The organism is Pantoea sp. Taur, assembly GCF_009830025.1.
Classification (GTDB): Bacteria; Pseudomonadota; Gammaproteobacteria; order Enterobacterales; family Enterobacteriaceae; genus Pantoea; species Pantoea communis.
The window spans coordinates 95756-121020 of record NZ_SZZZ01000014.1 but is presented as its reverse complement, the minus strand read 5'-3'; the positions used below and the strand labels follow the sequence as shown (position 1 = coordinate 121020).

The following is a 25265-nucleotide window of genomic DNA, read 5'->3' as shown; positions in this document are numbered from 1 at the left end:
CTACCTTAGAACTGAAGGCCAGCTTCACGGGCAGCATCTGCCAGTGCCTGGACACGACCATGATATTGGAACCCGGAACGGTCGAAAGAAACATTAGTAATGCCTTTCTCGACAGCGCGCTCAGCCAGAGCTTTACCTACAGCTGCAGCAGCGTCTTTGTTACCGGTGTACTTCAGTTGTTCGGCAATAGCTTTTTCTACAGTAGAAGCAGCAACCAGAACTTCGGAACCGTTCGGGGCGATCACCTGTGCGTAAATATGACGCGGGGTACGATGTACCACCAGGCGAGTAGCACCCAGCTCTTTGAGCTTGCGACGTGCACGGGTCGCACGACGGATACGAGCAGATTTCTTATCCATAGTGTTACCTTACTTCTTCTTAGCCTCTTTGGTACGCACGACTTCGTCGGCGTAACGAACACCCTTGCCTTTGTAAGGCTCAGGACGACGGTAGGCGCGCAGATCCGCTGCAACCTGACCAATCAGCTGTTTATCAGCGCCTTTCAGCACGATTTCAGTCTGAGTTGGACATTCAGCAGTGATGCCGGCCGGCAGTGCATGGTCAACAGGGTGAGAGAAGCCCAGGGCCAAGCTCACAGAGTTGCCTTTAACAGCTGCACGATAACCAACACCAACCAGTTGCAGCTTCTTGGTGAAGCCTTCGGTAACACCGATAACCATGCCGTTCAGCAGCGCACGAGCAGTACCTGCCTGTGCCCAAGCGTCCGAGAAGCCTTCGCGTGGAGCGAAAGTCAGGGCGTTGTCTGCATGCTTAACTTCTACAGCACTGTTGATAGTACGAGTCAGCTCGCCGTTTTTGCCTTTGATCGAAACTTCCTGACCGTTGAGTTTTACCTCTACGCCCGCAGGAACAACGACAGGTGCTTTTGCAACACGAGACATTTTATCCTCCGATTACGCTACGTAGCAGATAATTTCGCCACCAAGACCAGCCTGGCGCGCTGCACGATCAGTCATGACACCTTTAGAGGTAGAGATTACAGCGATGCCCAGACCAGCCATTACTTTTGGCAGCTCATCTTTTTTCTTATAGATGCGCAGACCTGGACGGCTAACACGCTGAATGCTCTCTACCACAGCCTTGCCCTGGAAATACTTTAAAGTAACTTCCAGCTCAGACTTGATGTCGCCTTCGATTTTAAAATCTTCAATGTAGCCTTCTTCCTTCAGCACGTTGGCAATTGCCACTTTCAGCTTGGAGGAAGGCATAGAGACCGCAACTTTGTTCGCGGCCTGACCGTTACGGATACGGGTCAGCATATCCGCGATCGGATCTTGCATGCTCATCTGTGTTACTCCCGTGATTCAAATGGTGACAATTACCAGCTAGCCTTTTTCAGACCCGGGATTTCACCGCGCATTGCGGCTTCACGGACCTTGATACGGCTCAACCCAAACTTCCGCAGGAAACCGTGCGGACGACCTGTCTGACGGCAGCGGTTACGCTGACGGGAAGGGCTGGAATCACGCGGCAGACTCTGCAGCTTGAGAACGGCATCCCAACGATCTTCGTCGGATGCGTTCACATCAGAAATGATCGCTTTCAGTTCTGCGCGCTTAGCGAAGAACTTGTCTGCTAATTTCACACGCTTTACTTCGCGTGCTTTCATCGATTGCTTAGCCATTAAGTAACCCTACCTTACTTGCGGAACGGGAAGTCAAAGGCAGCCAGCAGAGCACGGCCTTCATCATCAGATTTCGCAGTAGTGGTAATGGTAATATCCAAACCACGAACGCGATCGACTTTGTCATAATCGATTTCTGGGAAGATGATCTGCTCACGAACGCCCATGCTGTAGTTACCGCGACCATCGAAAGACTTAGCAGACAAGCCGCGGAAGTCACGAATACGTGGTACAGCAATAGTGATCAGGCGCTCAAAGAACTCCCACATGCGCTCGCCGCGCAGAGTTACTTTACAGCCGATCGGATAGCCCTGACGGATTTTGAAGCCTGCAACTGATTTGCGTGCTTTGGTGATCAACGGTTTTTGACCGGAGATTGCTGCCAGGTCAGCTGCTGCGTTATCCAGCAGTTTCTTGTCAGCGATCGCTTCACCAACACCCATGTTCAGGGTGATCTTCTCGACCCGAGGGACTTGCATGACAGAATTGTAGCCGAACTCAGTCATGAGTTTCTGGACTACTTCGTCTTTGTAGTAATCATGCAGTTTCGCCATCGTACTACTCCAAATTACTTGATAGTTTCGCTATTAGACTTGAAGAAACGGACTTTTTTGCCTTCTTCGAATCTAAAGCCTACACGGTCAGCCTTGCCGGTTGCCGCATTGAAGATTGCAACGTTAGAAACCTGAATAGCAGCTTCTTTTTCAACGATGCCGCCTGGTTGGTTCAGAGCCGGAACCGGCTTCTGGTGTTTCTTAACCAGGTTGATACCTTCAACGATGACCTTACCAGAAGTCAGGACATTCTTTACTTTACCGCGTTTACCTTTGTCTTTACCGGTAATCACGATAACTTCGTCGTTACGACGGATTTTCGCTGCCATTGCTCGCTCCTTAGAGTACTTCTGGTGCCAGAGAGATAATTTTCATGAACTTTTCAGTACGAAGTTCACGAGTTACCGGCCCAAAAATACGCGTACCGATAGGCTGCTCGCTGTTATTGTTTAAAATAACGCATGCATTACCATCGAAGCGAATGACAGAACCGTCCGGGCGACGAACACCCTTCCTGGTGCGCACCACTACCGCCTTCAGGACATCACCTTTCTTAACTTTACCGCGAGGAATTGCTTCCTTGATGGTAACTTTAATGATGTCGCCGACGCCTGCGTAGCGACGGTGCGAGCCACCCAGAACCTTGATACACATTACGCGACGTGCACCGGAGTTGTCGGCGACGTTCAGCATAGTCTGTTCTTGGATCATTTTAGTGCTCCGCTAATGTCAACTACTACTTCGGGACCCAAACCTCAGGTCGTTAAAAAGCCCCATAATTGAGGGCGCGGCATTATAACACCGGTTCTCGCAGATGGGTAGAAAAAATGAACGGCTCAGACGAGCCGTTCATTTTATTTTTTAGAGGAAGCGGATTCTATTACAGAACCGCTTTCTCTACAACGCGAACCAGCGCCCAAGACTTAGTCTTAGACAGTGGACGGGTTTCGCGGATTTCTACCACGTCACCGATTCCACATTCGTTGTTCTCGTCATGGATGTGCAGCTTAGTCGTACGCTTGATGAACTTACCGTAGATCGGGTGTTTCACGACACGTTCGATAGCAACTACTGCAGATTTCTGCATTTTGTCACTAATTACACGACCCTGCAGAGTACGGATTTTATCGGTCATTACGCCGCCTTCTCAGTCAGTAAAGTCTTAACACGTGCAACATTACGACGCACTTGCTTCAGCAGATGGGTCTGCTGCAGCTGGCCGGATGCTGCCTGCATGCGCAGGTTGAATTGCTCACGCAGCAGGTTAAGAAGCTCAGCGTTCAGCTCTTCAACGCTTTTTTCACGCAGCTCATTTGCTTTCATTACATCACCGTCTTAGTAACAAAGGTGGTTTTGATAGGCAGTTTTGCTGCTGCCAGCTTGAATGCTTCACGGGCAAGCTCTTCCGGAACACCGTCCATTTCATACAGGACTTTACCCGGTTGGATCAGGGCAACCCAATACTCCACGTTACCCTTACCTTTACCCATACGCACTTCAAGCGGCTTCTCGGTGATCGGTTTGTCCGGGAATACACGGATCCAGATCTTACCTTGACGCTTAACTGCACGGGTCATAGCACGACGTGCTGCTTCGATCTGACGAGCAGTCAGACGACCACGGCCAACAGCTTTCAGACCGAAAGTACCGAAGCTGACATCCGTACCCTGCGCCAGACCACGGTTGCGGCCTTTGTGCACTTTACGGAATTTCGTACGCTTTGGTTGTAACATCAGCGACTCTCCTTACTTACGGCCTTTACGCTGCTGCTTTTTAGGTTGAGCAGCCGGTTCCGGTTGTTCAACAGCAGCCATACCACCCAGGATCTCACCTTTGAAGATCCATACCTTAACGCCGATTACACCATAAGTGGTGTGCGCTTCAGAGGTGTTGTAGTCAATGTCTGCACGCAGAGTGTGCAGTGGCACGCGACCTTCACGGTACCATTCGGTACGTGCGATCTCGGCTCCGCCCAAACGGCCGCTAACTTCAACTTTAATACCCTTCGCGCCCAGACGCATTGCGTTCTGAACAGCACGCTTCATCGCACGACGGAACATCACACGACGCTCCAGCTGTGAAGTGATGCTATCAGCAACCAATTTAGCGTCCAGTTCCGGTTTACGGACTTCGGCGATATTGATCTGTGCAGGAACGCCAGCGATTTTCGCTACGACCGTGCGCAGTTTTTCTACGTCTTCACCTTTCTTACCGATAACGATACCCGGGCGAGCGGTGTGAATGGTCACACGGATGCTCTTAGCCGGACGCTCGATAACGATACGAGATACAGACGCTTTAGCCAGTTCCTTAGTCAGGAACTGACGTACTTTAAAATCGCTGTCCAGGTTGTCAGCGAATTCTTTGGTGTTCGCAAACCAGGTAGAGTTCCATGGTTTTACAATACCCAGGCGAATACCATTAGGATGTACTTTCTGACCCATTGCTAGTCTCCAGAGTCTCAGCGATCGGACACAACCACAGTAATGTGGCTGGTGCGCTTCAGGATGCGATCTGCACGACCTTTCGCACGCGGCATAATGCGCTTCATGCTTGGGCCTTCGTCTACGAAGATTTTCGCGACTTTCAGATCGTCGATATCAGCGCCATCGTTGTGTTCGGCGTTCGCAATGGCAGATTCCAGGACTTTCTTAACCAACACAGCAGCTTTCTTGTTGGTGTAGGTCAGAATATCCAGAGCCTGCGACACTTTCTTACCGCGAATCAGGTCAGCAACAAGGCGGACCTTCTGAGCAGAAGAACGAGCATGGCGATGTTGAGCAATAGTTTCCATCTCTTCCTCCTACTTATTTCTTCTTGGCTTTCTTATCTGCAGCATGGCCGCGATAAGTACGTGTCGGTGCAAATTCACCCAGTTTGTGGCCGACCATTTCGTCGGATACAAAGACAGGAACGTGCTGACGACCATTATGGACAGCGATGGTCAAACCGATCATGTTAGGGAAGATCGTTGAACGACGGGACCAAGTGCGCAGGGGCTTCTTGTCACCGCTTTCCACCGCTTTCTCTACCTTCTTCAGCAAGTGCAGGTCAATAAAAGGACCTTTCTTGAGAGAACGTGGCATGGCTTATCCTCTAAAATTATTTGCTACGGCGACGTACGATAAATTTATCAGTACGCTTGTTGCTACGGGTCTTCTTACCTTTGGTCTGAACGCCCCACGGAGTTACCGGGTGCTTACCAAAGTTACGACCTTCACCACCACCGTGCGGGTGATCGACTGGGTTCATCGCAGTACCGCGAACGGTAGGACGAACACCACGCCAACGGGTTGCACCAGCTTTACCCAGAACGCGCAGCATGTGCTCAGCGTTACCGACTTCGCCCAGGGTTGCGCGGCAGTCGATTTCGACTTTACGCATTTCGCCTGAACGCAGACGCAGGGTTACGTAGGAACCATCACGCGCAACGATCTGCACGTAAGTACCAGCTGAGCGAGCAATCTGACCGCCTTTGCCTGGTTTCATTTCTACGTTGTGAACGGTAGAACCCACCGGGATGTTACGCATTGGCAGGGTGTTACCTGCTTTAATCGCAGCATCAACGCCAGATTGAACCTGATCACCAGCTTTCAGGCCTTTAGGGGCCAGGATGTAACGGCGCTCGCCATCTTTGTACAGAACCAGTGCGATGTTCGCAGAACGGTTCGGATCGTACTCAAGACGCTCAACAACTGCTGGGATACCATCTTTGTTGCGTTTGAAGTCAACAATACGGTAAGCCTGCTTGTGACCACCACCGATATGACGGGTAGTGATACGACCATTGTTGTTACGACCACCGGATTTGCTGTTTTTTTCTAACAGCGGAGCAAAAGGTTTGCCCTTGTGCAGCTCTGGGTTCACCACTTTAACTACGTGACGACGACCCGGAGATGTCGGTTTACATTTAACAACTGCCATTGTCTTTCTCCTCCGACTTACTCAGCGCCGCCGACGAAGTCCAGATTCTGGCCTTCCTTCAGGGTGACGTAAGCTTTTTTCCAGTCGCTACGACGACCGATACGCTGTCCGTGACGCTTAACTTTACCCTTAACAACCAGGGTGTTTACGTCTTTAACTTCAACTTCGAACAGCTTCTCAACAGCAGCAACGATCTCTGCTTTGGTCGCGTCTTTAGCAACTTTGAGAACGATGGTATTGCTTTTTTCCATCGCAGTAGATGCTTTTTCAGATACGTGCGGTGCACGTACGACTTTCAGCAGACGTTCTTCACGGATCATGCCAGCATCTCCTCAACTTGCTTAACTGCTTCCGCAGTCATAACGACTTTGTCGAAGGCGATCAGGCTAACTGGGTCGATACCTGCTGCATCACGCACGTCAACCTTGTACAGGTTACGCGCAGCCAGGAACAGATTCTCATCCAGTTCACCGGTGATGATCAGCACGTCTTCCAGCGCCATGTCTTTCAGTTTCTGTGCCAGCAGCTTAGTTTTAGGCGCTTCTACAGAGAACGTCTCGACAACGATCAGACGGTCCTGACGTACCAGTTCGGACAGGATGCTTTTCAGCGCGCCGCGGTACATCTTCTTGTTAACTTTTTGACTGTGGTCCTGTGGACGCGCAGCGAAGGTCACGCCACCTGAACGCCAGATCGGGCTCTTTACAGAACCTGAACGCGCACGGCCGGTACCTTTCTGGCGCCAAGGCTTTTTGCCTGAACCAGTTACTTCAGCACGAGTTTTCTGCGCACGAGTACCCTGACGAGCACCAGCGGCATAAGCAACAACAACCTGGTGAACCAGCGCTTCGTTGAAATCACGACCGAAGGTAGTTTCGGAAACAGTCAGCGCGCTCTGCGCGTCTTTCAGTACTAATTCCATTGCTATCCCCTTACGCCTTCACAGCTGGTTTAACAATCAGGTCGCTGCCGGTTGCACCCGGGACAGCACCTTTGACCAGCAGCAGGTTGCGCTCAGCGTCAACACGTACCACTTCCAGGCTCTGAACGGTTACGCGCTCGTTACCCAGTTGACCAGCCATTTTCTTGCCTTTGAACACTTTGCCCGGAGTCTGGTTCTGACCGATAGAACCCGGAACGCGGTGAGACAAGGAGTTACCGTGTGTAGCGTCCTGGGTACGGAAGTTCCAGCGCTTAACGGTACCTGCGAAACCTTTACCTTTAGAGGTACCGGTAACGTCTACTTTTTTAACGTCAGCGAAAATTTCAACACTGATGCTCTGGCCTACTGAGTACTCTTCACCTTCGGTGCGGAATTCCCACAGACCACGGCCAGCTTCAACGCCAGCTTTAGCAAAATGACCTGCTTCCGGCTTGCTCACACGGTTTGCTTTTTTAGCACCGGTGGTCACCTGGATAGCCTGGTAACCGTCGTTTTCCAGGCCTTTGACCTGAGTAACGCGGTTTGCTTCAACTTCGATTACGGTTACTGGGATTGAAACGCCATCTTCAGTGAAGATGCGAGTCATGCCCACTTTTTTACCGACTAAACCAATCATTGTATCAACCTCTCAATCGCTCGATGACCTGATTAACCCAGGCTGATCTGCACGTCAACACCGGCAGCCAGATCCAGACGCATCAGTGCATCAACGGTTTTTTCAGTTGGCTCAACGATGTCTACCAGACGCTTGTGAGTACGGATCTCGTACTGATCGCGCGCGTCTTTGTTAACGTGCGGAGAGATCAGAACGGTGAAACGCTCTTTGCGAGTTGGCAGCGGGATCGGACCACGTACCTGCGCACCAGTGCGCTTGGCAGTCTCAACGATTTCCGCGGTTGATTGATCGATCAGGCGATGATCAAACGCTTTAAGACGGATACGGATTCTTTGGTTCGACATGAGACCAAGGCTCCAAACATTTTATAAACGAAAAGAATTACTACCCACACCCATTACGATTGATGGAGGAGTGTAATCGTTCAGCATATAACTCCCCAATCGGGAGTATTGTCAGGTGATACATAGCTTGCTATCACCTGCGATTCTGCTCGAATCGCGCCATACCAATATCGGCAGGCCCGCGCATTATACGCAAATCAGTTCAGGAAGCAACCCGTGATGCGTTTTTAACCACATCAATTGCGGACTAAATACGAAAAAGCCTGTATGGGGCTCGATATTTCCCCCTACAGGCTCTGTGACATTGCTACAACGAAAGGGTTTTAGTCTGTGCTTTCTTCTTTTAATTGCGCCTGCAGGTAATTCTGCAAACCGAGTTTTTGAATCAGGTCGAGTTCTGTTTCCAGCCAGTCAATGTGATGCTCTTCCTCACCCAGAATCTCAATCATCATGTCGCGGCTGACGTAATCATGCACCTTGTCGGCATAGGCAATCGCTTCACGTAAATCCTTCGCCCCTTCTAACTCCAGCGTCAGATCGGATTGCAACATTTCCGGGACATCTTCACCAATACGCAACCGGCCGAGATCCTGCAAATTTGGAATCCCTTCAAGGAAAAGAATGCGCTCGATGTATTTGTCCGCATGCTTCATTTCATCGATGGATTCGTGATACTCGACATCGTTGAGGCGAATAAGCCCCCAGTTTTTGAACATACGTGCATGAAGAAAGTACTGATTAATCGCAACCAGTTCATTCCCCAGCAGTTTATTGAGATGAGTTATGATTTTACTGTCGCCCTTCATTTTGCTTCCTCCGCTTCCAGGTAAATAGATCGTAGATGCGGATAAAAAGAAGTCAAAAAAACAGGACTGTTTTTGTGGTTATTGCCAGAGGCTGTCGAGTCGACCTAAGCGATTTCTTTGTACAGCGGTACCTTCTGCAGCTCATCATCCATAATCTCGCGCGCAAAACGGATGCACTTACCACACTGTTTTCCGATAGGAACCAGTTGTCGAAGATGTTGGATCGATTTGGGTTGATAGCGACGCACAACTTCGCGGAGGGTTTTGTCACTCACGGCATTACACAGACAGACGTACATTTACTGCGGACTCCAGTACAAATTCTGATCAAAGTGTAAATGAGAATGGTTTTTACTTCAAACGTAGCTTTTGTGTGGGATTGGCTTGAACGGTGAATTTCAGGCAAAAAAAAGAGCACCGAAGTGCTCTCTTTTCGTGCTGCGGTGGCTACCTAAGCAACCACCGACATTAACGCAATTAAGCGAGAACTTCAGCAACAACGCCCGCACCAACAGTACGGCCGCCTTCACGGATTGCGAAACGCAGACCCTGGTCCATCGCGATTGGGTGGATCAGCTCAACGGTCATTTTCACGTTGTCGCCTGGCATTACCATCTCAACGCCTTCTGGCAGCTCAACGTTACCAGTCACGTCAGTAGTACGGAAGTAGAACTGTGGACGGTAGCCTTTGAAGAACGGAGTATGACGGCCGCCTTCGTCTTTAGACAGTACGTATACTTCTGATACGAACTTGGTGTGTGGCTTGATGGTGCCTGGCTTAGCCAGTACCTGACCACGCTGGATGTCTTCACGCTTGATACCGCGCAGCAGAACACCACAGTTTTCACCCGCCTGACCCTGGTCCAGCAGCTTACGGAACATTTCAACGCCGGTACAGGTAGACTTAACAGTCGCCTTGATACCAACGATTTCAACTTCGTCGCCCACTTTAACGATACCGCGCTCAACACGACCGGTTACAACAGTACCACGGCCTGAGATTGAGAATACGTCTTCGATTGGCAGCAGGAACGGCAGGTCGATTGCACGTACTGGCTCTGGGATGTAGTTATCCAGGTGACCAGCCAGCTCAATGATCTTCTCTTCCCACTCAGCAACACCGTTCAGTGCCTGCAGAGCAGAACCGCGTACGATTGGAGTATCGTCGCCTGGGAAGTCGTAAGCTGACAGCAGATCGCGAACTTCCATCTCTACCAGTTCCAGCAGCTCTTCATCATCAACCATGTCGCACTTGTTCAGGAACACGATGATGTAAGGAACGCCAACCTGACGACCCAGCAGGATGTGCTCACGGGTCTGTGGCATTGGGCCATCAGTCGCAGCAACAACCAGGATCGCGCCGTCCATCTGCGCAGCACCGGTGATCATGTTTTTCACATAGTCGGCGTGGCCTGGGCAGTCAACGTGCGCGTAGTGGCGAGTCGGGGTTTCATATTCAACGTGTGAAGTGTTGATGGTGATACCACGTGCTTTCTCTTCTGGTGCGTTATCGATCTGATCGAACGCTTTAGCAGAGCCGCCGTAGGTTTTAGCCAGAACGGTGGTGATAGCTGCAGTCAGAGTGGTTTTACCATGGTCAACGTGACCGATGGTGCCAACGTTTACGTGCAGTTTGTTACGCTGAAATTGCTCTTTCGCCATGGCGATAATTCCTTACGTTGTGCCTTCATGAGTCATGAAGGCATCAGTTCACAATTTTTAAACCGTAGCTTATTTGCTACGAGCTTCAATAACGGCCTGAGCGACGTTGTTCGGCGCATCATCGTACTTCAGGAACTCCATGGAGTAAGAAGCACGGCCTTTGGTCAGAGAACGCAGCTGGGTTGCATATCCGAACATTTCAGACAGTGGAACTTCAGCATGGATCTGAACGCCAGTAGCGTTAGATTCCTGTCCTTTGAGCATACCACGACGACGGCTAAGGTCACCGATAACGTCACCGGTGTTCTCTTCCGGAGTCTCTACTTCAACCTTCATGATCGGCTCAAGCAGAACGGGCTGTGCTTTCTTAAAGCCATCTTTGAAGGCTAAAGAAGCGGCCAGTTTAAACGCCAGCTCAGAGGAGTCAACGTCATGGTAAGAACCGAAGTGCAGACGAACACCCAGATCTACTACCGGGTAACCGGCCAGTGGACCAGACTTCAGCTGCTCCTGGATACCTTTATCAACCGCAGGGATGTATTCAGTTGGAATCACACCACCCTTGATGTCGTTGACGAATTCGTAACCTTTAGGGTTAGAACCCGGCTCCAGTGGGTACATGTCGATAACAACATGACCGTACTGACCACGACCACCAGACTGCTTAGCGTGTTTACCTTCAACATCGGTAACTTTAGAACGAATCGCTTCGCGATAAGCAACCTGTGGTTTACCGACGTTCGCTTCAACGTTGAACTCACGCTTCATACGGTCAACGATGATGTCGAGGTGCAGCTCACCCATACCCGCGATGATGGTCTGATTAGATTCTTCGTCAGTCCATACACGGAATGATGGGTCTTCTTTCGCCAGACGACCCAGAGCCAGACCCATTTTTTCCTGGTCAGCTTTGGTTTTCGGCTCAACGGCGATAGAGATTACCGGCTCTGGGAATTCCATGCGCTCAAGAATGATGACGTTTTCTGGATCACACAGGGTGTCACCAGTGGTCACATCTTTCAGGCCGATCGCTGCTGCGATGTCGCCCGCACGAACTTCTTTGATCTCTTCACGTTTGTTTGCGTGCATCTGAACGATACGGCCCAGACGCTCACGGTTTGACTTAACCGGGTTGAACACGGTGTCACCGGTGTTAACAACACCAGAGTAAACGCGGAAGAAGGTCAGGTTACCCACAAACGGGTCGGTTGCGATTTTGAACGCCAGAGCAGCAAACGGCTCGTTGTCGTCAGAATGACGCTCAGCCGGCGTGTCTTTACCGTCGTCCAGCATACCGTTGATCGCGGTAACGTCAGTCGGTGCTGGCAGGTATTCAACAACCGCATCCAGCATCGCCTGAACACCTTTGTTCTTAAATGCAGAACCACAGGTTACCAGGATGATTTCGTTTTTCAGCACGCGCTTACGCAGAGAAGTTTTGATCTCTTCTTCAGTCAGCTCTTCACCGCCGAAGAATTTCTCCATCAGCTCATCAGAACCTTCAGCAGCGGCTTCAACCAGGTTGGCACGCCACTCTTCAGCCAGTTCCTGCATATCAGCTGGGATATCTTCGTAAACGAAGGTAACGCCCTGATCTTCATCGTTCCAGTTGATGGCTTTCATTTTCACCAGGTCAACAACACCGGTGAATTTCTCTTCTGCGCCGATAGCCAGCTGAAGCGGAACCGGGTTTGCACCCAGGCGCGTTTTCATCTGGTCAACAACTTTCAGGAAGTTAGCACCCATGCGGTCCATTTTGTTAACGAACGCGATGCGTGGAACTTTATATTTGTTAGCCTGGCGCCATACGGTTTCAGACTGTGGCTGAACACCACCAACCGCACAGTAAACCATTACTGCGCCATCAAGCACACGCATAGAACGCTCAACTTCGATGGTGAAGTCAACGTGTCCCGGGGTGTCAATGATGTTGACGTGGTGTGGCTCGAACTGCTTAGCCATACCTGACCAGTAACAGGTGGTTGCAGCGGAAGTGATGGTAATACCACGTTCCTGTTCCTGCTCCATCCAGTCCATGGTTGCGGCGCCGTCATGCACTTCACCGATCTTGTGGTTTACACCGGTGTAGAACAGAACACGTTCGGTAGTGGTAGTTTTACCGGCGTCGATGTGAGCACTGATACCGATGTTACGATAGCGCTCAATGGGTGTTTTACGAGCCATTTGATTCCTCTGATTCTGAGACGTTCTAAGTTAAAAAAGCCCAGCAGGTAAGCCACTGGGACGCCCGCTGGGTTAATAACAACTACGTGGCTGTTACCAGCGGTAGTGTGCGAACGCCTTGTTGGCTTCAGCCATACGGTGAACGTCTTCACGTTTCTTAACTGCAGTACCTTTGTTCTCTGCAGCGTCAGAAAGTTCGTTCGCCAGGCGAAGAGCCATTGATTTATCACCGCGTTTACGAGCAGCTTCAACGATCCAACGCATTGCCAGAGCATTACGACGAACCGGACGGACTTCAACTGGAACCTGGTAGGTTGAACCACCAACGCGACGTGACTTAACTTCTACAGTCGGACGTACGTTTTCGAGTGCAACTTCGAAAGCTTCCAGACCATCTTTACCTGCACGTTGAGCCAGGGTATCAAGTGCGGTATAGACGATAGATTCTGCAGTAGATTTTTTACCATCTACCATCAGGATGTTTACAAATTTAGCCAGCAATTCTGATCCGAACTTAGGATCTGGCAGGATTTTACGCTGACCAATGACGCGACGACGTGGCATGGAAATACTCCGTTGTTAATTCAGGATTGTCCAAAACTCTACGAGTTTATTTTGACATTAAAGTGAAAATGTTTGGCCTTACTTAACGGAGAACCATTAAGCCTTTGGCTTCTTCACGCCGTACTTGGAGCGTGACTGCTTACGGTCTTTAACACCTGAGCAGTCAAGCGCGCCGCGAACGGTGTGGTAACGCACACCTGGCAAGTCTTTAACACGACCGCCACGGATCAGGATCACTGAGTGTTCCTGGAGGTTATGACCTTCACCGCCGATGTAGGAGGTAACTTCAAAACCGTTAGTCAAACGCACACGGCAAACTTTACGCAGTGCTGAGTTTGGTTTTTTAGGGGTAGTGGTGTACACACGAGTACAAACACCACGTTTCTGCGGGCAAGCTTCCAGCGCAGGCACGTTGCTCTTTGCAACTTTGCGTACGCGTGGTTTGCGAACCAGCTGATTAACTGTTGCCATTAAATAGCTCCTGGGATTTAGCTTTTTGCTTCGTAAACACGTAATAAATCGCCTCGTATTACTACGAGGAGGCAGAATTTTAGGGCTGTGTCAAAAGGGTGTCAAGAAATAACCAGGTTTTCCTTGCTACCAGGCCACTTGTTGTTGGTGCTTCACCGTCATCGCAACGAAACCAGTATAGTCCAAACGTGCTACTTTGGTCGAAATTTGCTCAACCAACCCACGCGCGACCACATCTTCCTCAAGAACCCAAAGCGCGGCCGGAGAGGCTTGCAGCTTGATGAACATCTGGCTGCCCTCAAGCGCGGCCGTGACGCCATCCTGCATTAGCAGCAAGTCGTCGCCCTCCTGCATCAGCAGTAACAGGCTATCGATATCGCATTGCCAGGGTGATTGCAGCAGCGTGTAGAGCATGTTGGATTCTCAGAAACGAAGGATTCGATGATAAGTGGCGAGTTTCTGGCGCAGTGTCGCGGCATCCAGCACTTCAGCCGTCATCACGCGTTCAGCCGTCAGGCTTTGCCCGCGCGCATCAAGTGACTCTCGGCAGGCGAAACACTGGTCGATGTCGTAGAGATCGAGCACGCCGAACGTCGCGATATAGTTGCGAGCCAAAATCTGCTCAGGCTGCTGTGCGCGTTGCAGTTGCAGTACGCCATCGCCAATAAAGAACAGTCCAATGTCTTCGCTGAGCGCGCCAGTGGCCAGCACCGCATCCAGCCCTTCCCTGCCCGCGCTGCTGCCGTGGGGTGCCTGAGTGAAAAGAAATGCCACGCGATTCATCAGAATTGCACCAAACGATCGCAGGTCAGCGCAGCTTCTGCCAGCGCGCCTAAGCCACTCAGTTCAAAACCGGGTTGCAGATTACTGCCTGCCAGTTGCAAGCGCGTCGCTTCCTGCTCATCCGTCACGCCACGGCGCAATGCGGCAGCCACGCAAATATTTAGCGCGGCACCACTCTCTTCGCGCAGTTGCTGCCATGCGCGCACCACATCGACTTCATCGCTGGCAGGTGAAGTGAGCTGATTGGCATTCAGCACGCCTTCTCTATAAAAGAAAACACTTTCCAACTGGTGCCCTGCTTTGAGCAACGCACGAGCAAACAGCAATGCACTGCTGGCATTCTGCGTACCGTATGCCGGCCCCGTCACCAGTAAGGTATAACGCATTAGCGATCCTGCCCCTGGAAGTCTCCACTTTTGAACTGGCGGATGTAGAGGTAAACCGTGTGTTTGGAAATATTGAGACGATCGGCGACCTGGTTAATCGCATCCTTGATATCAAAAATTCCCTTCTCGTACAGGTTGAGCACAATCTGGCGATTCTTGGCGTTGTTCGACACATTGCGGTCGTTGCTCACTTCCTCAATGGTAAATTCCAGCGTTTGCATCACCAGGTCTTCGACTGAGCTGGCAAAGTTGACGTTGGAATCTACCTGCTGCATTTCCGGCGGCATAAAGGTCGACATAATCTGCGAGAACGGCACATCAAGGTTCATGTTAATACAAAGCAGGCCAATCACGCGTTGCTGACGATTGCGAATCGCGATGGTGACCGATTTCATCAGCACGCCGCTCTTAGCGCGCGTGAAGTATGCGCGGGACACATTGCTGTCGGCACCATGCATATCGTGCAGCATGCGCAGTGCCAAATCGGTAATCGGCGAGCCCACTTTACGGCCGGTATGTTCACCGTTGGCGATGCGCACGGCGGAGCATTTCAAATCTTCCAGCGAGTGCAGCACGATTTCGCAGTGCGAGCCGATCAGCATCGCGAGGCCATCAACGACGGCTTCGTAAGATTTGAGAATATCGTAATCGGCTTGCTCGAACGGACGTTGCTCCAGTAAATCGAAGTCAGTCAGTTCACCGGGATTGAATGGATTAGACATCGAAGACATTACCCTAAATGGCTGGAGCCTGTCTCGACAGCTTTGGGGCAGACTCATATTGTGATAGTTGTGCAGGCGCTAGTCTGGCAAATGTCGGGATGTTTAGCCAGAGCTTTACTCATTCCCCTAAACAATTTGGGTTGCTGCAAGACGGCATGTTGGTTCATGCCCTGAGCATGAGTGAGGATGGCGAGCACAGCCAGCGCAGCTCAAGTCTGGCGGACAAATAAAAACGCCGCCCGGAGGCGGCGTCAGAAGCGCAAGCAGATTACTGCGCTTTCTTATCAGCAGCGGCCGGAGCCTGTGCTTTCTCATCCGCTTTTGGCGCTGGCTTGATATCCAGCAGCTCAACATCAAATACCAGCGTTGAGTTGGCCGGAATGCCCGGAACGCCATTTTTGCCGTAAGCCAGGTTCGGTGGGATCACCAGCTTGATCTTGCCGCCTTTCTTCACGTGCTTCAGACCTTCGGTCCAGCCTGGGATCACGCCGTCGAGACGGAATGACAGTGGCTCGCCACGGGTGTAAGAGTTATCGAACTCGGTACCGTCGATCAGCGTACCTTTATAGTTCACGACGACGGTGTCGCTGTCTTTAGGTGCGTCACCGGTGCCTTCTTTCTCAACCTGATACAGCAAGCCAGATTCAGTTTTCTTCACGCCTTTTTCTTTGGCGAATTTATCAGCGTAAGCGGCACCCTTGTCAGAGTTCTCTTTCGCGTCTTTTTCCATCTTCGCCTGTGCAGCGCCTTTCACGCGGCCTTCGAAGGCTTGCAGTGTCTGCTCGATCTCTTGATCAGACAGTTTGCTCTTGCCACCGAATGCATCCTGAACACCTGCGATCAACTGATCTTTGTCCAGTTTGATGCCCAGTTTCTCTTGTTCCTTCAGAGAGTTGTCCATGTAGCGACCCAAAGAAGCACCCAGCGCATAAGCTGACTGCTGGTCTTCGTTTTTGAAGGCAGCATTTTTCGGTGCCTGCGGTGCTGCCTGAGCAGCGTCAGCCGGAGCCGCAGCGGTTTCAGCTGCCATTGCCAGCGGTGCATTCAGCGCAATGGCCATGGTGGTAGCTAACAATGTGACTTTAAACAGTGATTTCATCCTTTCTCCAAAACCGAAGCATCTAAACCTCGGGAATCATTGCGGACAGTGGCCCACACTATAACTTTACGTGGCAGCGGCGAACACTCCCACAACGTAATTACCCGCTTAACATCCGACCTTTTTTGCATCAGGAAGTTTCACCAGAGATGAAGGCATTAGCGCTGATTTCAACCGCAAAGCCCCATAAAGGTTAAAAATCGGGTGATTCTGCCGCTAAAGACCGTAGAATCACGCCCGATACGCGCCAGGCGCAGCACCGTGACAGGAGAAGAAATGATGCAGCATGAAGAGTGGGAACAACGTCTTGAGGCGCTGGAGAGCAAGCTGGCTTTTCAGGAGCACACCATCGATCAGCTCAATTTGACGGTGACTCAGCACGAACTGGAGATGAGCAGGATGCGCGAACAGGTACGTCTGCTGGTAGATAAAGTGAAAGCCGCCACGCCATCACCGATTGCCTCTCAGTCAGAAGAGACGCCGCCGCCACACTATTAAAACAAAAGGCCACCCGAAGGTGGCCTTTTGAAGTTCAACGCAGAACTTAGTGGCTGCAGCCGCAACCGCCAGTTCCACAACCGCCCTGGCCGTGATCGTGACCATGGTCGTGATCGTGGTCATGATGATGGCCATCTGCGCCGTGCACGTGGCCGTGTGCGATTTCTTCTTCCGTTGCTTCACGGATCGCTACCACTTCCACGTTGAAGTTCAGGTTCTGACCCGCCAGCATGTGGTTACCATCAACCACGACGTGCTCGTCTTCCACTTCGGTGATTTCAACCGGCACTGGACCCTGATCGGTTTCTGCCAGGAAGCGCATGCCAACCTGCAGTTCGTCCACGCCCATGAACACGTCTTTTGGTACACGCTGAACCAGGTTGTCATCGTACTGACCGTAAGCGTCGTTTGCTGGGATATGCACATCAAACTTATCGCCTACCGCATGGTTTTCCAGCGCTTTTTCCAGACCAGAAATCAGGGAACCATGACCGTGCAGATAGTCCAACGGTGCACTCACCGGTGACTCGTCAACCAACACACCGTCTTCGGTACGAACCTGATACGCCAGGCTCACCACCAGGTCTTTTGCTACTTTCATGATATCTCCTAACCGTTGAGAACTGAGATCCCGTCTCATTGGTCTATTTTGCGTGCAATAACCAACCAGAAAGGTTCAAGACTGAGGATGCCAACAAATGTGTTGCTGCATACTGCTCAGCGTTAATGGCGCCGATTGTAGCGGAATTCAATCCCGCTGTAAGTTTAAGCTTAAAAAAAGCTGCGCCATTCTGCTACTCAGGATGAAAAATGCCGATCACTTGCTCATTGCTGCGCACCTTATCGCGAACTTGTTTATCCGCTTCACGCATTTGATGGCCGCACTGCACGCACTCCACCACTTCGACATTGTTTTCACGCCATAACGCCAGCGTGTCTTTTTCCTGACATTGCGGACATACCGCACCAGCAATAAAACGTTTACGCATACTCTTTCCTGCCCGCTATTAAGCAACGGATATGTTAAGTGTAGTCCTACTCGTCATCCCAACCGTCGATCTGACGTTTTTCATGCTGCATTTCGCGCTGGAAGATGTCTTCTAACTCACGACGAGCTTCACGCACACGTGAGGCCTGCGCATTATCATCGTGGCTTGGCACCAGCTCACGTAGCATGCGCATATCGAGTCGGCGGAAATGCTGTTGCGCGCGTTGCGCCTGATGCGGATGCATGCCGAGTGAAATCAGCGTCTTGCGCCCCAACTCCAGCGCACTTGAGAAGGTTTCACGCGAGAACAACGTCACCCCCGCTTGCAATAATTCATGGGCTTCCACACGGCCACGCGCACGCGCCAGAATTTCCAGCTGCGGGAAGTGCTGCTGGCAAAGGTGAACGATGGACATCGAATCTTCCGGATCATTGCAGGTAATCACAATGGATTGTGCATTCTCCGCACCGGCAGCACGCAGTAACTCAAGCTCAGTGGCATCGCCGTAGTAAACCTTATAGCCATATTTGCGCATCAGGCTGACAGCCGAGATGTCACGCTCCAGCACCGTAATACGCTTATTGTTAGCCATCAGCAAGCGGCCCACCACCTGACCAAAACGACCAAAGCCAACCACAATGACCTGCGGCTGATCATCTTCGACAAACGGCTTCTCATTGTCATCATCGGGCTCATTGAACCGACGTGCGAGAATTTTATCCACCCCCTGCATCAACAGCGGTGTGGTCATCATCGACAGCGTCACCGTCACCAGCAACAGTGGTAATTGATCGCCGCTAAACAGTTTGGCCGACGAGGCCGCTGAAAACAGCACAAAAGCAAATTCACCGCCCTGGCTAAGCACCCCGGCAAACTGCAGGCGCTCGGAACTGCGTAAACCATAGATACGGCCCAGCACATAGAGCACCAGCGTCTTGACCGCCACGAGAATTACTACGCCAAGGATAATCTCCGCGATATGGGTATAGAGCACGCCCAAATTCAGCGCCATGCCGACGGAAATAAAGAACAGCCCGAGCAGCAACCCTTTGAAGGGTTCGATCGCCACTTCCAGCTCGTGCCGATATTCACTCTCGGCCAGCAGGATCCCGGCGATAAAGGTGCCGAGGGCCATCGACAGCCCTAACATATCCATAAACAGCGCCGAACCCAGCACCAGTAATAATGAAGCCGCCGTGAACACTTCACGCACACCGGAAGCGGCGATAAAGCGGAAAATCGGACGCAGCAGATAACGGCCACCCACCAGCATGACAGCAAACGCCAGCACCTTCATGCCCACTTTCAGCCAGTCAACATGGCCACCGTCGCCACCGGCCAGCAGCGGCACGAGGGCTAATGCGGGGATGACGGCCAGATCCTGGAACAGCAGCACCGAGAAGCCGAGCTGACCCGCTTCACTGCGATTCATGCCTTTATCGCGCATCAATTGCAGTGCCATAGCCGTCGAAGACATTGCCAGGCCAATCCCGCCGATCACCGCAGCCTGCCAGCTAAAGTTGGTTAGCCACAACAGCACACCAAGAATTGCCGCAGAAACCAATACTTGCGCAGCGCCCACGCCAAAGATTGAACGTCTTAGCGCCCAGAGTTTGGCGGGATTCAACTCCAGCCCGATGATGAACATCAGGAACACCACGCCGAGTTCGGAGAAGTGCAGAATCTCATCAACGTCGCTGATAAAGCCTAGCCCCCACGGTCCGATGGCAATGCCTGCCACCAGATAACCCAGCACGGCACCAATGCCAAGTCGTGCCGCAATCGGCACCACAACCACAGCGGCCACCAGATAAATCACTCCGGCAGTGAGTAACGTTTGACCTTCCATCACATCACTCCCTGCGGCAATGGTGACGAGAGCCAGTCACGGTAGGCGCGCGCATAATTGCGCATCACTTCCGGTGTCTGGCGGCGAGCCCAATAGATCACCATCGGCGTCATCCAGTGCATACGACACATCTGCGCCGTCAGCTCAAACGGACGCATGATGTCGCTCATCGGATAACGATTCAGGCCGTTATGGTGATACGCGGTTTCCGGTTCTCCGGTGGTCACCACGCTGCGCCAGTACTTGCCCTCCAGCGCATTCCCGTCCTGGCCGCTGGCAAACCCACGCGACAACACGCGATCCAGCCACTCTTTCAGCAAAGCCGGGCAGCTATAGGTATACAACGGATGCTGGAAAACGATGATTTGGTGTTCGCGCAACAGCTGCTGCTCGTAATGAATATCAATGAAAAAATCCGGATAGTGGGCGTATAAATCGTGCACCGTGACGTGGTCCAGTTCCATAGCCGACTGCAGCAAAACCCGATTAGCAATCGAATCCTGTGTTTCCGGATGGGCGTAAAGCAGCAAAATTTTGGGTGGCTGCGACATCGTTCCCCTCCAAAGCGTCGTCACCGCAACGGAATTCCGCTACCATGCTCGACGCAACTAACCATTATTGAATTATGTTGCCGATAAATTAACATATTCTGACGATACGGCGCTTATGATTGTCTTTTCCGCATTACAAATACGCCGCGGCACTAACGTGCTGCTGGACAACGCAACAGCCACCATTAATCCCGGCCAAAAAGTCGGTTTGGTGGGTAAGAACGGCTGTGGAAAATCCACGCTGCTGTCGCTACTGAAGGGCGAAATTAGCAGTGATGCAGGCAATTTCACTTTTCCAGGTAACTGGGCGCTGGCATGGGTGAACCAGGAAACCCCGGCCCTCACTAAAGCCGCGCTGGAATATGTTATCGACGGCGACCGCGAATATCGTCAGCTTGAATCCGAATTAGCTGATGCCAACGCCAGGGATGACGGCAACGCCATCGCTCTGCTGCATGGCAAGCTGGATGCGATTCAGGCGTGGAGCATACATGCTCGCGCCTCCAGCCTGCTGCACGGATTGGGCTTTAGCCAGGAACAATTAATGCGGCCGGTGAGTGATTTCTCCGGTGGCTGGCGCATGCGCCTTAACCTTGCGCAAGCGCTGGTGTGCCGATCCGATCTGCTGCTACTGGATGAGCCGACTAACCACCTCGATCTTGACGCTGTTATCTGGCTTGAGCGCTGGTTGAAAAGCTATGAAGGCACGCTGATCCTCATCTCGCATGACCGTGACTTCCTTGATCCGGTGGTGGATAAAATCATTCATATCGAACAGCAGACGATGTTCGAATACACCGGCAACTACAGTTCGTTCGAGCGCCAGCGCGTCGCCAAACTGGCGCAGCAGCAGGCGTTGTTCCAGAGCCAGCAGGAAAAAGTACAGCACCTGCAAAAGTACATCGATCGCTTCCGCGCCCAGGCCACTAAAGCCAAACAGGCGCAGAGCCGTATCAAGATGTTGGAGCGCATGGAGTTAATTGCCCCGGCTCACGTCGATAACCCGTTCAGCTTCAGCTTCCGCGCACCAGAGAGCCTGCCCAATCCATTACTGAAAATGGAGAAAGTCACGGCGGGTTATGGCGAACGCATCATTCTTGATGCCATCAAACTGAATCTGGTACCGGGTTCACGCATCGGTCTACTCGGCCGTAACGGTGCGGGTAAATCAACGCTGATCAAACTGCTGGCCGGTGAAATTGAAGCGCTGGATGGCGAAGTTGGCCTGGCAAAAGGCATCAAGCTTGGCTACTTCGCTCAGCATCAACTTGAATACCTGCGCGCCGATGAATCGCCATTGCAGCATCTGGCCCGCATTGCGCCACAAACGCTGGAACAACAGCTGCGTGATTATCTCGGCGGCTTCGGTTTCCAGGGTGATAAAGTCAGTGAAATCACTGAACGTTTCTCAGGCGGTGAAAAAGCGCGACTGGTGCTGGCACTGATCGTCTGGCAACGTCCAAATCTGCTGCTACTCGATGAACCGACCAACCACCTTGATCTCGACATGCGTCAGGCATTGACCGAAGCGCTGATTGATTTCGAAGGCGCGCTGGTGGTGGTTTCGCATGATCGTCATTTACTACGATCCACCACCGACGATCTCTATCTGGTGCATGACCGCAAAGTCGATGTGTTTGAAGGCGATCTCGATGATTACCAGCAGTGGCTGAGCGATCTGCAAAAGCAGCAAGCCCAGCAGGATGCTGCACCGAAGCAGGATAACGCCAACAGCGCCCAGTCTCGTAAAGATCAGAAACGCCGCGATGCTGAACTGCGCGCGCAAACCCAGCCGTTGCGTAAAGAGATCGAGAAGTTAGAGAAGCAGATGGCGAAGTGGCAGAGCCAGCTCAGCGAAGCGGAAGCGATGCTGTCAGACAGTGCAATTTACGATCAGAGCCGTAAAGCGGATCTGACCTCGGCGCTGCAACGTCAGGCCGAAAGCAAGTCCGCGCTAGAAGATGTTGAAATGGCCTGGCTGGATGCCCAGGAACAGCTGGAGCAGATGCTGGCGAGTTAGCGTTCAGCATCCATGCTGCCCCTGCAGGGTGAGTGCCTGCTGTAAGATCAGCAGGCAGGATTCGCATCTCTGGAAGGCCAGCATTCTTGTTCAGCTTCTGCTGTCAGGCAAGTATGTCTGGTGCGCATTTCGTGGATGCTCAGCGTCTGTTGTAAGTCCGGTATTCTTGTTCAACTTCTGCTGACAGGTCGGTATTTAGGCCGACCGGGTTTACTACCGCACTCTTTTAAAACGGAACATCCCCTAACACCGTCGCCCGATGCATTACTCGCCGCGCCGGATAGTAATCGGCATTCGCATAATGCTGCGTCACGCGGTTATCCCAGATCGCCACATCATTCTCCTGCCAGCGCCAACGCACCTGGAACTCCGGTTTCGCCGTGTGCCAGAACAGGAAATTCAGCAGCGCCTCACTCTCCTTCTCGCTCAATCCCAGTAACCGCGTAGTGAAACCTTCATTGACAAACAGTGCCTTGCGCCCGCTCACCGGATGGGTACGAATCACCGGATGCTGCACCGGCGGATGTTTGGCGACCGCCTGCTGCCAGCGCTGATGCTCTTCTTCCGTCTTGCGGTACTTATACTCCTGGAACGACTTTTTAAAATCATGCTCCGCCTGCAAGCCGCTCAGCAGTTGCTTAAACGGTTCGGACAACGCTTCATAGGCCGCAATGCCCGTTGACCACAACGTATCGCCACCGCTCTCCGGCAGCAGCTTAGACGCTAAAATCGCAATCGCCGGCGGCGTTTCAATAAAGGTCACATCGGTGTGCCAGTTATCGTTATCCGGGGGATTATCCTGATGGGTATCCAGCACGATAATTTCTTCCACCCCTTCCGCATGCGGATACACCGGATGAATATGCAGGTCGCCAAAGCGAATCGCCAGTGCACGATGCTGTTCCGGCGTGATCACCTGATTGCGCAGGAACAACACCTGATGGCGCAGCAGACCATGATAAAGCTGCTCAAACTGCGCGTCGCTTAACGGGCGGCTGAGATCGAGATCGCTAACCTGCGCACCGATATGCGGGCCCAGCGCGGTAAAAGTGATACGTTCGTTCATTGCTGTTCTCCATTCCAGGGCGTTAATCGGCGCTGCAAAGCGCGCAGACCCAGTTCTAAGCTAAAAGCGATCAAGGCAATTACGGCGATTCCGGCCAGCACCACATCGGTGGCAAGGAACTCGCCCGCCGACTGCACCATAAATCCCAGTCCGCGCGTGGCGGCAATCAGCTCGGCAGCCACCAGCGTTGACCAGCCGACGCCTAGGCCAATGCGTAAACCGGTAAGGATTTCAGGCAATGCGCCCGGTAGGATGACAAAGCGCAGCAGTTGCCAGCGCGTAGCACCTAGTGCCTGCGCAGCGCGAATCCGCACCTGCTGAGCGTTTTTCACCCCTGCCAGCGTCGACAGCGTCACCGGCGCGAAGATCGCCAGATAGATCAGTAAGATTTTCGAGGTTTCGCCGATGCCAAACCAAATCACCATCAGCGGCAAATAGGCCAATGGCGGCACCGGACGATAGAGTTCAATCAGCGGATCGAGCAGCCCCCGAATCGCCGGACTCAGACCCATTGCAATCCCCACCGGGATGCCAATCAACGCCGCGAAGAACAGTGCCACCAGCATGCGCGTCAGGCTGGCGCCCAGGTGCTGCCATAACGTGGCATCCATAAAGCCTTGCGGGCTGGCGATCAGCAGCAGCTTTTGCAGCACCTGCTGGGGTGGCGGCAGAAACAGCGGAGCCACCAAATTGAGCGCCGTCACGCCCCACCACACCAGCAGCAGCACGGCTACACTCAGCAAGCTTAGGGAAAACTGCGGTGAAAAAGGCCAGCGCAACGTGCGTCGGCGAGTCTGGGTTTTCTCATCAATCACCGCGCTCATACAAACGCCTCCCGCTGGGAAAAGACCTGGTTCAACACGTATTCACGGCGTTCGATAAAAGCCGGATCGGATTTGATACTACGGCACGGCTCGCCGGCGGCGAAACGCTGGCCAAAATCGAGTTTGATGCGCTCCACCACGCGACCTGGCCCCGGCGAAAGCAGCACCAGTTCGCTGGCAAGAAACACCGCTTCTTCAATATCGTGGGTAATCAGCAAAATCTGTTTGCCGGTATCACGCCACAGCGTCAGCAGCAGGGTTTGCATCTGTTCGCGTGTAAAGGCATCCAGCGCACCAAACGGCTCATCTAACAGCAGCAACTGAGGATCAGCCGCCAGCGCACGCGCAATCCCCACGCGCTGACGTTGCCCCCCAGAGAGCTGCCAGACAAAACGCTTTTCTGCCCCTTCCAGTCCGACTTTGCGGATTAAACGGCGAGCAATGGTGTGGCGTTCAGACTTGTCCATTCCCGCCAGCTGCAAGCCAAACGCCACGTTATCGATCACGTTACGCCACGGCAGTAGCCCTTCGTTCTGAAACACCACGCCGCGTTCTGCGCCCGGTCCATTTACCGCTTTGCCATCCAGCGTGATACTGCCTGACTCCAGCGGCAGGAATCCGGCGATCAAGTTCAGTAAGGTGGTTTTGCCACAGCCTGACGGTCCCAGCACCACCAGCAGGTCGCGTTGATCCAGCTGCAGGTTGATATCCTGCAGCGCGGGTTGTCCGGCGTAACGTGCATTCAGATTGGTGATGCTGAGCATA

The 25265-nt window shown here is 52.4% G+C and carries 38 protein-coding genes; 2 read left to right on the top strand and 36 right to left on the bottom strand.

Going from position 1 to position 25265, the window contains the following annotated elements; translation table 11 throughout:
- Positions 1-5: 5 nt before the first annotated feature.
- The 29 genes from rplR to fkpA form a co-directional block, all read right to left on the bottom strand.
- Positions 6-359 carry a 50S ribosomal protein L18 gene (gene rplR / locus FD744_RS18295; RefSeq protein ID WP_008104733.1) on the bottom strand — a complete coding sequence of 118 codons (354 nt, stop codon included), beginning with the start codon at positions 357-359 and terminating at the stop codon, positions 6-8.
- A 9-nt stretch (positions 360-368) separates the two neighbouring features.
- Positions 369-902, bottom strand: coding sequence for a 50S ribosomal protein L6 (rplF, locus tag FD744_RS18290; RefSeq protein WP_034830740.1), 534 nt, complete (start codon positions 900-902; stop codon positions 369-371).
- A gap of 12 nt (positions 903-914) precedes the next feature.
- Positions 915-1307: a 30S ribosomal protein S8 gene (gene rpsH, locus FD744_RS18285; protein ID WP_007891668.1), complete on the bottom strand. Its 393-nt coding sequence runs from the start codon at positions 1305-1307 to the stop codon at positions 915-917.
- Positions 1308-1339: 32 nt separating this feature from the next.
- Entirely contained in the window at positions 1340-1645 is a 306-nt protein-coding gene (rpsN, locus tag FD744_RS18280; RefSeq protein ID WP_006120592.1) for a 30S ribosomal protein S14, read from the bottom strand.
- A 14-nt stretch (positions 1646-1659) separates the two neighbouring features.
- The gene (rplE, locus tag FD744_RS18275; RefSeq protein ID WP_013510763.1) at positions 1660-2199 is read right to left on the bottom strand and encodes a 50S ribosomal protein L5; all 540 of its coding nucleotides are present in this window, start codon (positions 2197-2199) and stop codon (positions 1660-1662) included.
- A 14-nt stretch (positions 2200-2213) separates the two neighbouring features.
- Positions 2214-2528, bottom strand: coding sequence for a 50S ribosomal protein L24 (rplX, locus tag FD744_RS18270; RefSeq protein WP_034830741.1), 315 nt, complete (start codon positions 2526-2528; stop codon positions 2214-2216).
- 10 nt (positions 2529-2538) lie between these two features.
- On the bottom strand, positions 2539-2910 hold the full coding sequence (gene rplN, locus FD744_RS18265; RefSeq protein ID WP_006120590.1) for a 50S ribosomal protein L14: 372 nt from the start codon (positions 2908-2910) through the stop codon (positions 2539-2541).
- Between the two features lie 169 nt (positions 2911-3079).
- On the bottom strand, positions 3080-3334 hold the full coding sequence (rpsQ, locus tag FD744_RS18260; protein WP_008104738.1) for a 30S ribosomal protein S17: 255 nt from the start codon (positions 3332-3334) through the stop codon (positions 3080-3082).
- Positions 3334-3522, bottom strand: a complete 189-nt coding sequence (gene rpmC, locus FD744_RS18255) for a 50S ribosomal protein L29 (protein ID WP_034830743.1) — start codon at positions 3520-3522, stop codon at positions 3334-3336. The genes rpsQ and rpmC overlap by 1 nt, the downstream gene beginning before the upstream one ends.
- The gene (gene rplP, locus FD744_RS18250; protein WP_002438716.1) at positions 3522-3932 is read right to left on the bottom strand and encodes a 50S ribosomal protein L16; all 411 of its coding nucleotides are present in this window, start codon (positions 3930-3932) and stop codon (positions 3522-3524) included. The genes rpmC and rplP overlap by 1 nt, the downstream gene beginning before the upstream one ends.
- Before the next feature lie 12 nt (positions 3933-3944).
- Entirely contained in the window at positions 3945-4643 is a 699-nt protein-coding gene (rpsC, locus tag FD744_RS18245; RefSeq protein WP_034830744.1) for a 30S ribosomal protein S3, read from the bottom strand.
- Between the two features lie 17 nt (positions 4644-4660).
- The gene (gene rplV / locus FD744_RS18240; protein ID WP_007891659.1) at positions 4661-4993 is read right to left on the bottom strand and encodes a 50S ribosomal protein L22; all 333 of its coding nucleotides are present in this window, start codon (positions 4991-4993) and stop codon (positions 4661-4663) included.
- A 13-nt stretch (positions 4994-5006) separates the two neighbouring features.
- Positions 5007-5285: a 30S ribosomal protein S19 gene (gene rpsS, locus FD744_RS18235; protein WP_001138115.1), complete on the bottom strand. Its 279-nt coding sequence runs from the start codon at positions 5283-5285 to the stop codon at positions 5007-5009.
- Positions 5286-5301: 16 nt separating this feature from the next.
- Positions 5302-6123 (bottom strand): 50S ribosomal protein L2, encoded by an 822-nt coding sequence (rplB, locus tag FD744_RS18230; protein ID WP_034830746.1) that lies wholly within the window; start codon positions 6121-6123, stop codon positions 5302-5304.
- Positions 6124-6140: 17 nt separating this feature from the next.
- Complete coding sequence (gene rplW, locus FD744_RS18225; protein WP_034830749.1) at positions 6141-6443, bottom strand: 50S ribosomal protein L23; 303 nt, start codon at positions 6441-6443, stop codon at positions 6141-6143.
- Positions 6440-7045, bottom strand: coding sequence for a 50S ribosomal protein L4 (gene rplD, locus FD744_RS18220; protein ID WP_034830751.1), 606 nt, complete (start codon positions 7043-7045; stop codon positions 6440-6442). Before rplD ends, rplW begins: the two co-directional genes overlap by 4 nt.
- 10 nt (positions 7046-7055) lie before the next feature.
- A complete protein-coding gene (gene rplC, locus FD744_RS18215) occupies positions 7056-7682 on the bottom strand; it encodes a 50S ribosomal protein L3 (protein ID WP_038644330.1) in 627 nt (208 codons plus the stop codon).
- Positions 7683-7714: 32 nt separating this feature from the next.
- Positions 7715-8026, bottom strand: a complete 312-nt coding sequence (gene rpsJ / locus FD744_RS18210) for a 30S ribosomal protein S10 (protein WP_006120582.1) — start codon at positions 8024-8026, stop codon at positions 7715-7717.
- A gap of 323 nt (positions 8027-8349) precedes the next feature.
- Entirely contained in the window at positions 8350-8832 is a 483-nt protein-coding gene (bfr, locus tag FD744_RS18205; RefSeq protein ID WP_034830757.1) for a bacterioferritin, read from the bottom strand.
- A gap of 104 nt (positions 8833-8936) precedes the next feature.
- Complete coding sequence (gene bfd / locus FD744_RS18200) at positions 8937-9131, bottom strand: bacterioferritin-associated ferredoxin (protein WP_034830760.1); 195 nt, start codon at positions 9129-9131, stop codon at positions 8937-8939.
- A gap of 178 nt (positions 9132-9309) precedes the next feature.
- On the bottom strand, positions 9310-10494 hold the full coding sequence (tuf, locus tag FD744_RS18195) for an elongation factor Tu (RefSeq protein WP_034830763.1): 1185 nt from the start codon (positions 10492-10494) through the stop codon (positions 9310-9312).
- A gap of 69 nt (positions 10495-10563) precedes the next feature.
- Positions 10564-12678 carry an elongation factor G gene (gene fusA / locus FD744_RS18190; protein WP_160868918.1) on the bottom strand — a complete coding sequence of 705 codons (2115 nt, stop codon included), beginning with the start codon at positions 12676-12678 and terminating at the stop codon, positions 10564-10566.
- Between the two features lie 93 nt (positions 12679-12771).
- Positions 12772-13242, bottom strand: coding sequence for a 30S ribosomal protein S7 (gene rpsG, locus FD744_RS18185; RefSeq protein WP_007886246.1), 471 nt, complete (start codon positions 13240-13242; stop codon positions 12772-12774).
- A gap of 96 nt (positions 13243-13338) precedes the next feature.
- On the bottom strand, positions 13339-13713 hold the full coding sequence (gene rpsL, locus FD744_RS18180) for a 30S ribosomal protein S12 (RefSeq protein ID WP_006120575.1): 375 nt from the start codon (positions 13711-13713) through the stop codon (positions 13339-13341).
- Positions 13714-13839: 126 nt separating this feature from the next.
- Entirely contained in the window at positions 13840-14127 is a 288-nt protein-coding gene (gene tusB / locus FD744_RS18175; RefSeq protein ID WP_034830769.1) for a sulfurtransferase complex subunit TusB, read from the bottom strand.
- 9 nt (positions 14128-14136) lie between these two features.
- Positions 14137-14496: a sulfurtransferase complex subunit TusC gene (gene tusC, locus FD744_RS18170; RefSeq protein WP_034830771.1), complete on the bottom strand. Its 360-nt coding sequence runs from the start codon at positions 14494-14496 to the stop codon at positions 14137-14139.
- A complete protein-coding gene (gene tusD, locus FD744_RS18165) occupies positions 14496-14882 on the bottom strand; it encodes a sulfurtransferase complex subunit TusD (protein ID WP_160868917.1) in 387 nt (128 codons plus the stop codon). The genes tusC and tusD overlap by 1 nt, the downstream gene beginning before the upstream one ends.
- Positions 14882-15604, bottom strand: coding sequence for a transcriptional regulator (locus tag FD744_RS18160; RefSeq protein ID WP_034830776.1), 723 nt, complete (start codon positions 15602-15604; stop codon positions 14882-14884). The genes tusD and FD744_RS18160 overlap by 1 nt, the downstream gene beginning before the upstream one ends.
- 268 nt (positions 15605-15872) lie before the next feature.
- Positions 15873-16703, bottom strand: a complete 831-nt coding sequence (gene fkpA / locus FD744_RS18155) for an FKBP-type peptidyl-prolyl cis-trans isomerase (protein ID WP_045833796.1) — start codon at positions 16701-16703, stop codon at positions 15873-15875.
- Between the two features lie 279 nt (positions 16704-16982).
- Between fkpA and FD744_RS18150 the strand changes: the two genes are divergently transcribed.
- Entirely contained in the window at positions 16983-17201 is a 219-nt protein-coding gene (locus FD744_RS18150) for a SlyX family protein (protein WP_034830802.1), read from the top strand.
- Positions 17202-17247: 46 nt separating this feature from the next.
- Here the strand turns inward: FD744_RS18150 and slyD are convergent, their stop codons facing one another.
- The 4 genes from slyD to kefG all read right to left on the bottom strand — a co-directional run bounded on the left by slyD (position 17248) and on the right by kefG (position 20590).
- On the bottom strand, positions 17248-17802 hold the full coding sequence (gene slyD, locus FD744_RS18145; protein WP_034830781.1) for a peptidylprolyl isomerase: 555 nt from the start codon (positions 17800-17802) through the stop codon (positions 17248-17250).
- Between the two features lie 193 nt (positions 17803-17995).
- Positions 17996-18190, bottom strand: coding sequence for a YheV family putative zinc ribbon protein (locus FD744_RS18140; RefSeq protein ID WP_034830784.1), 195 nt, complete (start codon positions 18188-18190; stop codon positions 17996-17998).
- A 46-nt stretch (positions 18191-18236) separates the two neighbouring features.
- Complete coding sequence (gene kefB / locus FD744_RS18135) at positions 18237-20039, bottom strand: glutathione-regulated potassium-efflux system protein KefB (RefSeq protein ID WP_160868916.1); 1803 nt, start codon at positions 20037-20039, stop codon at positions 18237-18239.
- Entirely contained in the window at positions 20039-20590 is a 552-nt protein-coding gene (gene kefG, locus FD744_RS18130) for a glutathione-regulated potassium-efflux system ancillary protein KefG (RefSeq protein WP_034830789.1), read from the bottom strand. Before kefG ends, kefB begins: the two co-directional genes overlap by 1 nt.
- Positions 20591-20705: 115 nt before the next feature.
- Here kefG and FD744_RS18125 point away from each other — a divergent pair, with 115 nt between their 5' ends.
- On the top strand, positions 20706-22610 hold the full coding sequence (locus FD744_RS18125) for an ABC transporter ATP-binding protein (RefSeq protein WP_160868915.1): 1905 nt from the start codon (positions 20706-20708) through the stop codon (positions 22608-22610).
- Positions 22611-22836: 226 nt separating this feature from the next.
- Here the strand turns inward: FD744_RS18125 and tauD are convergent, their stop codons facing one another.
- From tauD to tauB, 3 genes are read right to left on the bottom strand one after another with little or no spacing between them, the layout of a single operon-like run.
- On the bottom strand, positions 22837-23676 hold the full coding sequence (tauD, locus tag FD744_RS18120) for a taurine dioxygenase (protein ID WP_160868914.1): 840 nt from the start codon (positions 23674-23676) through the stop codon (positions 22837-22839).
- Positions 23673-24500 carry a taurine ABC transporter permease TauC gene (tauC, locus tag FD744_RS18115; protein ID WP_160868913.1) on the bottom strand — a complete coding sequence of 276 codons (828 nt, stop codon included), beginning with the start codon at positions 24498-24500 and terminating at the stop codon, positions 23673-23675. Before tauC ends, tauD begins: the two co-directional genes overlap by 4 nt.
- The gene (gene tauB, locus FD744_RS18110; RefSeq protein ID WP_160868912.1) at positions 24497-25264 is read right to left on the bottom strand and encodes a taurine ABC transporter ATP-binding subunit; all 768 of its coding nucleotides are present in this window, start codon (positions 25262-25264) and stop codon (positions 24497-24499) included. Before tauB ends, tauC begins: the two co-directional genes overlap by 4 nt.
- Between the last annotated feature and the right edge of the window lies 1 nt (position 25265).

Excerpts from the sequence above, each read along its gene's own strand:
- FD744_RS18150 (WP_034830802.1), top strand. The coding sequence starts at position 16,983 with ATGCAGCATGAAGAGTGGGAACAACGTCTTGAGGCGCTGGAGAGCAAG.
- rplX (WP_034830741.1), bottom strand. The coding sequence starts at position 2,528 with ATGGCAGCGAAAATCCGTCGTAACGACGAAGTTATCGTGATTACCGGT.
- rpsQ (WP_008104738.1), bottom strand. The coding sequence starts at position 3,334 with ATGACCGATAAAATCCGTACTCTGCAGGGTCGTGTAATTAGTGACAAA.
- fkpA (WP_045833796.1), bottom strand. The coding sequence starts at position 16,703 with ATGAAATCACTGTTTAAAGTCACATTGTTAGCTACCACCATGGCCATT.
- fusA (WP_160868918.1), bottom strand. The coding sequence starts at position 12,678 with ATGGCTCGTAAAACACCCATTGAGCGCTATCGTAACATCGGTATCAGT.
- rpsG (WP_007886246.1), bottom strand. The coding sequence starts at position 13,242 with ATGCCACGTCGTCGCGTCATTGGTCAGCGTAAAATCCTGCCAGATCCT.
- slyD (WP_034830781.1), bottom strand. The coding sequence starts at position 17,802 with ATGAAAGTAGCAAAAGACCTGGTGGTGAGCCTGGCGTATCAGGTTCGT.
- FD744_RS18125 (WP_160868915.1), top strand. The coding sequence starts at position 20,706 with ATGATTGTCTTTTCCGCATTACAAATACGCCGCGGCACTAACGTGCTG.
- tauC (WP_160868913.1), bottom strand. The coding sequence starts at position 24,500 with ATGAGCGCGGTGATTGATGAGAAAACCCAGACTCGCCGACGCACGTTG.
- rpsJ (WP_006120582.1), bottom strand. The coding sequence starts at position 8,026 with ATGTCGAACCAAAGAATCCGTATCCGTCTTAAAGCGTTTGATCATCGC.
- bfr (WP_034830757.1), bottom strand. The coding sequence starts at position 8,832 with ATGAAGGGCGACAGTAAAATCATAACTCATCTCAATAAACTGCTGGGG.
- rpsL (WP_006120575.1), bottom strand. The coding sequence starts at position 13,713 with ATGGCAACAGTTAATCAGCTGGTTCGCAAACCACGCGTACGCAAAGTT.
- rplN (WP_006120590.1), bottom strand. The coding sequence starts at position 2,910 with ATGATCCAAGAACAGACTATGCTGAACGTCGCCGACAACTCCGGTGCA.
- tuf (WP_034830763.1), bottom strand. The coding sequence starts at position 10,494 with ATGGCGAAAGAGCAATTTCAGCGTAACAAACTGCACGTAAACGTTGGC.
- rplF (WP_034830740.1), bottom strand. The coding sequence starts at position 902 with ATGTCTCGTGTTGCAAAAGCACCTGTCGTTGTTCCTGCGGGCGTAGAG.
- tusD (WP_160868917.1), bottom strand. The coding sequence starts at position 14,882 with ATGCGTTATACCTTACTGGTGACGGGGCCGGCATACGGTACGCAGAAT.
- rplR (WP_008104733.1), bottom strand. The coding sequence starts at position 359 with ATGGATAAGAAATCTGCTCGTATCCGTCGTGCGACCCGTGCACGTCGC.
- tusB (WP_034830769.1), bottom strand. The coding sequence starts at position 14,127 with ATGCTCTACACGCTGCTGCAATCACCCTGGCAATGCGATATCGATAGC.
- rplW (WP_034830749.1), bottom strand. The coding sequence starts at position 6,443 with ATGATCCGTGAAGAACGTCTGCTGAAAGTCGTACGTGCACCGCACGTA.
- rplV (WP_007891659.1), bottom strand. The coding sequence starts at position 4,993 with ATGGAAACTATTGCTCAACATCGCCATGCTCGTTCTTCTGCTCAGAAG.
- tauB (WP_160868912.1), bottom strand. The coding sequence starts at position 25,264 with ATGCTCAGCATCACCAATCTGAATGCACGTTACGCCGGACAACCCGCG.
- rpsN (WP_006120592.1), bottom strand. The coding sequence starts at position 1,645 with ATGGCTAAGCAATCGATGAAAGCACGCGAAGTAAAGCGTGTGAAATTA.
- rplD (WP_034830751.1), bottom strand. The coding sequence starts at position 7,045 with ATGGAATTAGTACTGAAAGACGCGCAGAGCGCGCTGACTGTTTCCGAA.
- tauD (WP_160868914.1), bottom strand. The coding sequence starts at position 23,676 with ATGAACGAACGTATCACTTTTACCGCGCTGGGCCCGCATATCGGTGCG.
- FD744_RS18140 (WP_034830784.1), bottom strand. The coding sequence starts at position 18,190 with ATGCGTAAACGTTTTATTGCTGGTGCGGTATGTCCGCAATGTCAGGAA.
- rpmC (WP_034830743.1), bottom strand. The coding sequence starts at position 3,522 with ATGAAAGCAAATGAGCTGCGTGAAAAAAGCGTTGAAGAGCTGAACGCT.
- rpsS (WP_001138115.1), bottom strand. The coding sequence starts at position 5,285 with ATGCCACGTTCTCTCAAGAAAGGTCCTTTTATTGACCTGCACTTGCTG.
- rplB (WP_034830746.1), bottom strand. The coding sequence starts at position 6,123 with ATGGCAGTTGTTAAATGTAAACCGACATCTCCGGGTCGTCGTCACGTA.
- rplE (WP_013510763.1), bottom strand. The coding sequence starts at position 2,199 with ATGGCGAAACTGCATGATTACTACAAAGACGAAGTAGTCCAGAAACTC.
- FD744_RS18160 (WP_034830776.1), bottom strand. The coding sequence starts at position 15,604 with ATGTCTAATCCATTCAATCCCGGTGAACTGACTGACTTCGATTTACTG.
- rpsH (WP_007891668.1), bottom strand. The coding sequence starts at position 1,307 with ATGAGCATGCAAGATCCGATCGCGGATATGCTGACCCGTATCCGTAAC.
- kefG (WP_034830789.1), bottom strand. The coding sequence starts at position 20,590 with ATGTCGCAGCCACCCAAAATTTTGCTGCTTTACGCCCATCCGGAAACA.
- rpsC (WP_034830744.1), bottom strand. The coding sequence starts at position 4,643 with ATGGGTCAGAAAGTACATCCTAATGGTATTCGCCTGGGTATTGTAAAA.
- rplC (WP_038644330.1), bottom strand. The coding sequence starts at position 7,682 with ATGATTGGTTTAGTCGGTAAAAAAGTGGGCATGACTCGCATCTTCACT.
- bfd (WP_034830760.1), bottom strand. The coding sequence starts at position 9,131 with ATGTACGTCTGTCTGTGTAATGCCGTGAGTGACAAAACCCTCCGCGAA.
- tusC (WP_034830771.1), bottom strand. The coding sequence starts at position 14,496 with ATGAATCGCGTGGCATTTCTTTTCACTCAGGCACCCCACGGCAGCAGC.
- rplP (WP_002438716.1), bottom strand. The coding sequence starts at position 3,932 with ATGTTACAACCAAAGCGTACGAAATTCCGTAAAGTGCACAAAGGCCGC.
- kefB (WP_160868916.1), bottom strand. The coding sequence starts at position 20,039 with ATGGAAGGTCAAACGTTACTCACTGCCGGAGTGATTTATCTGGTGGCC.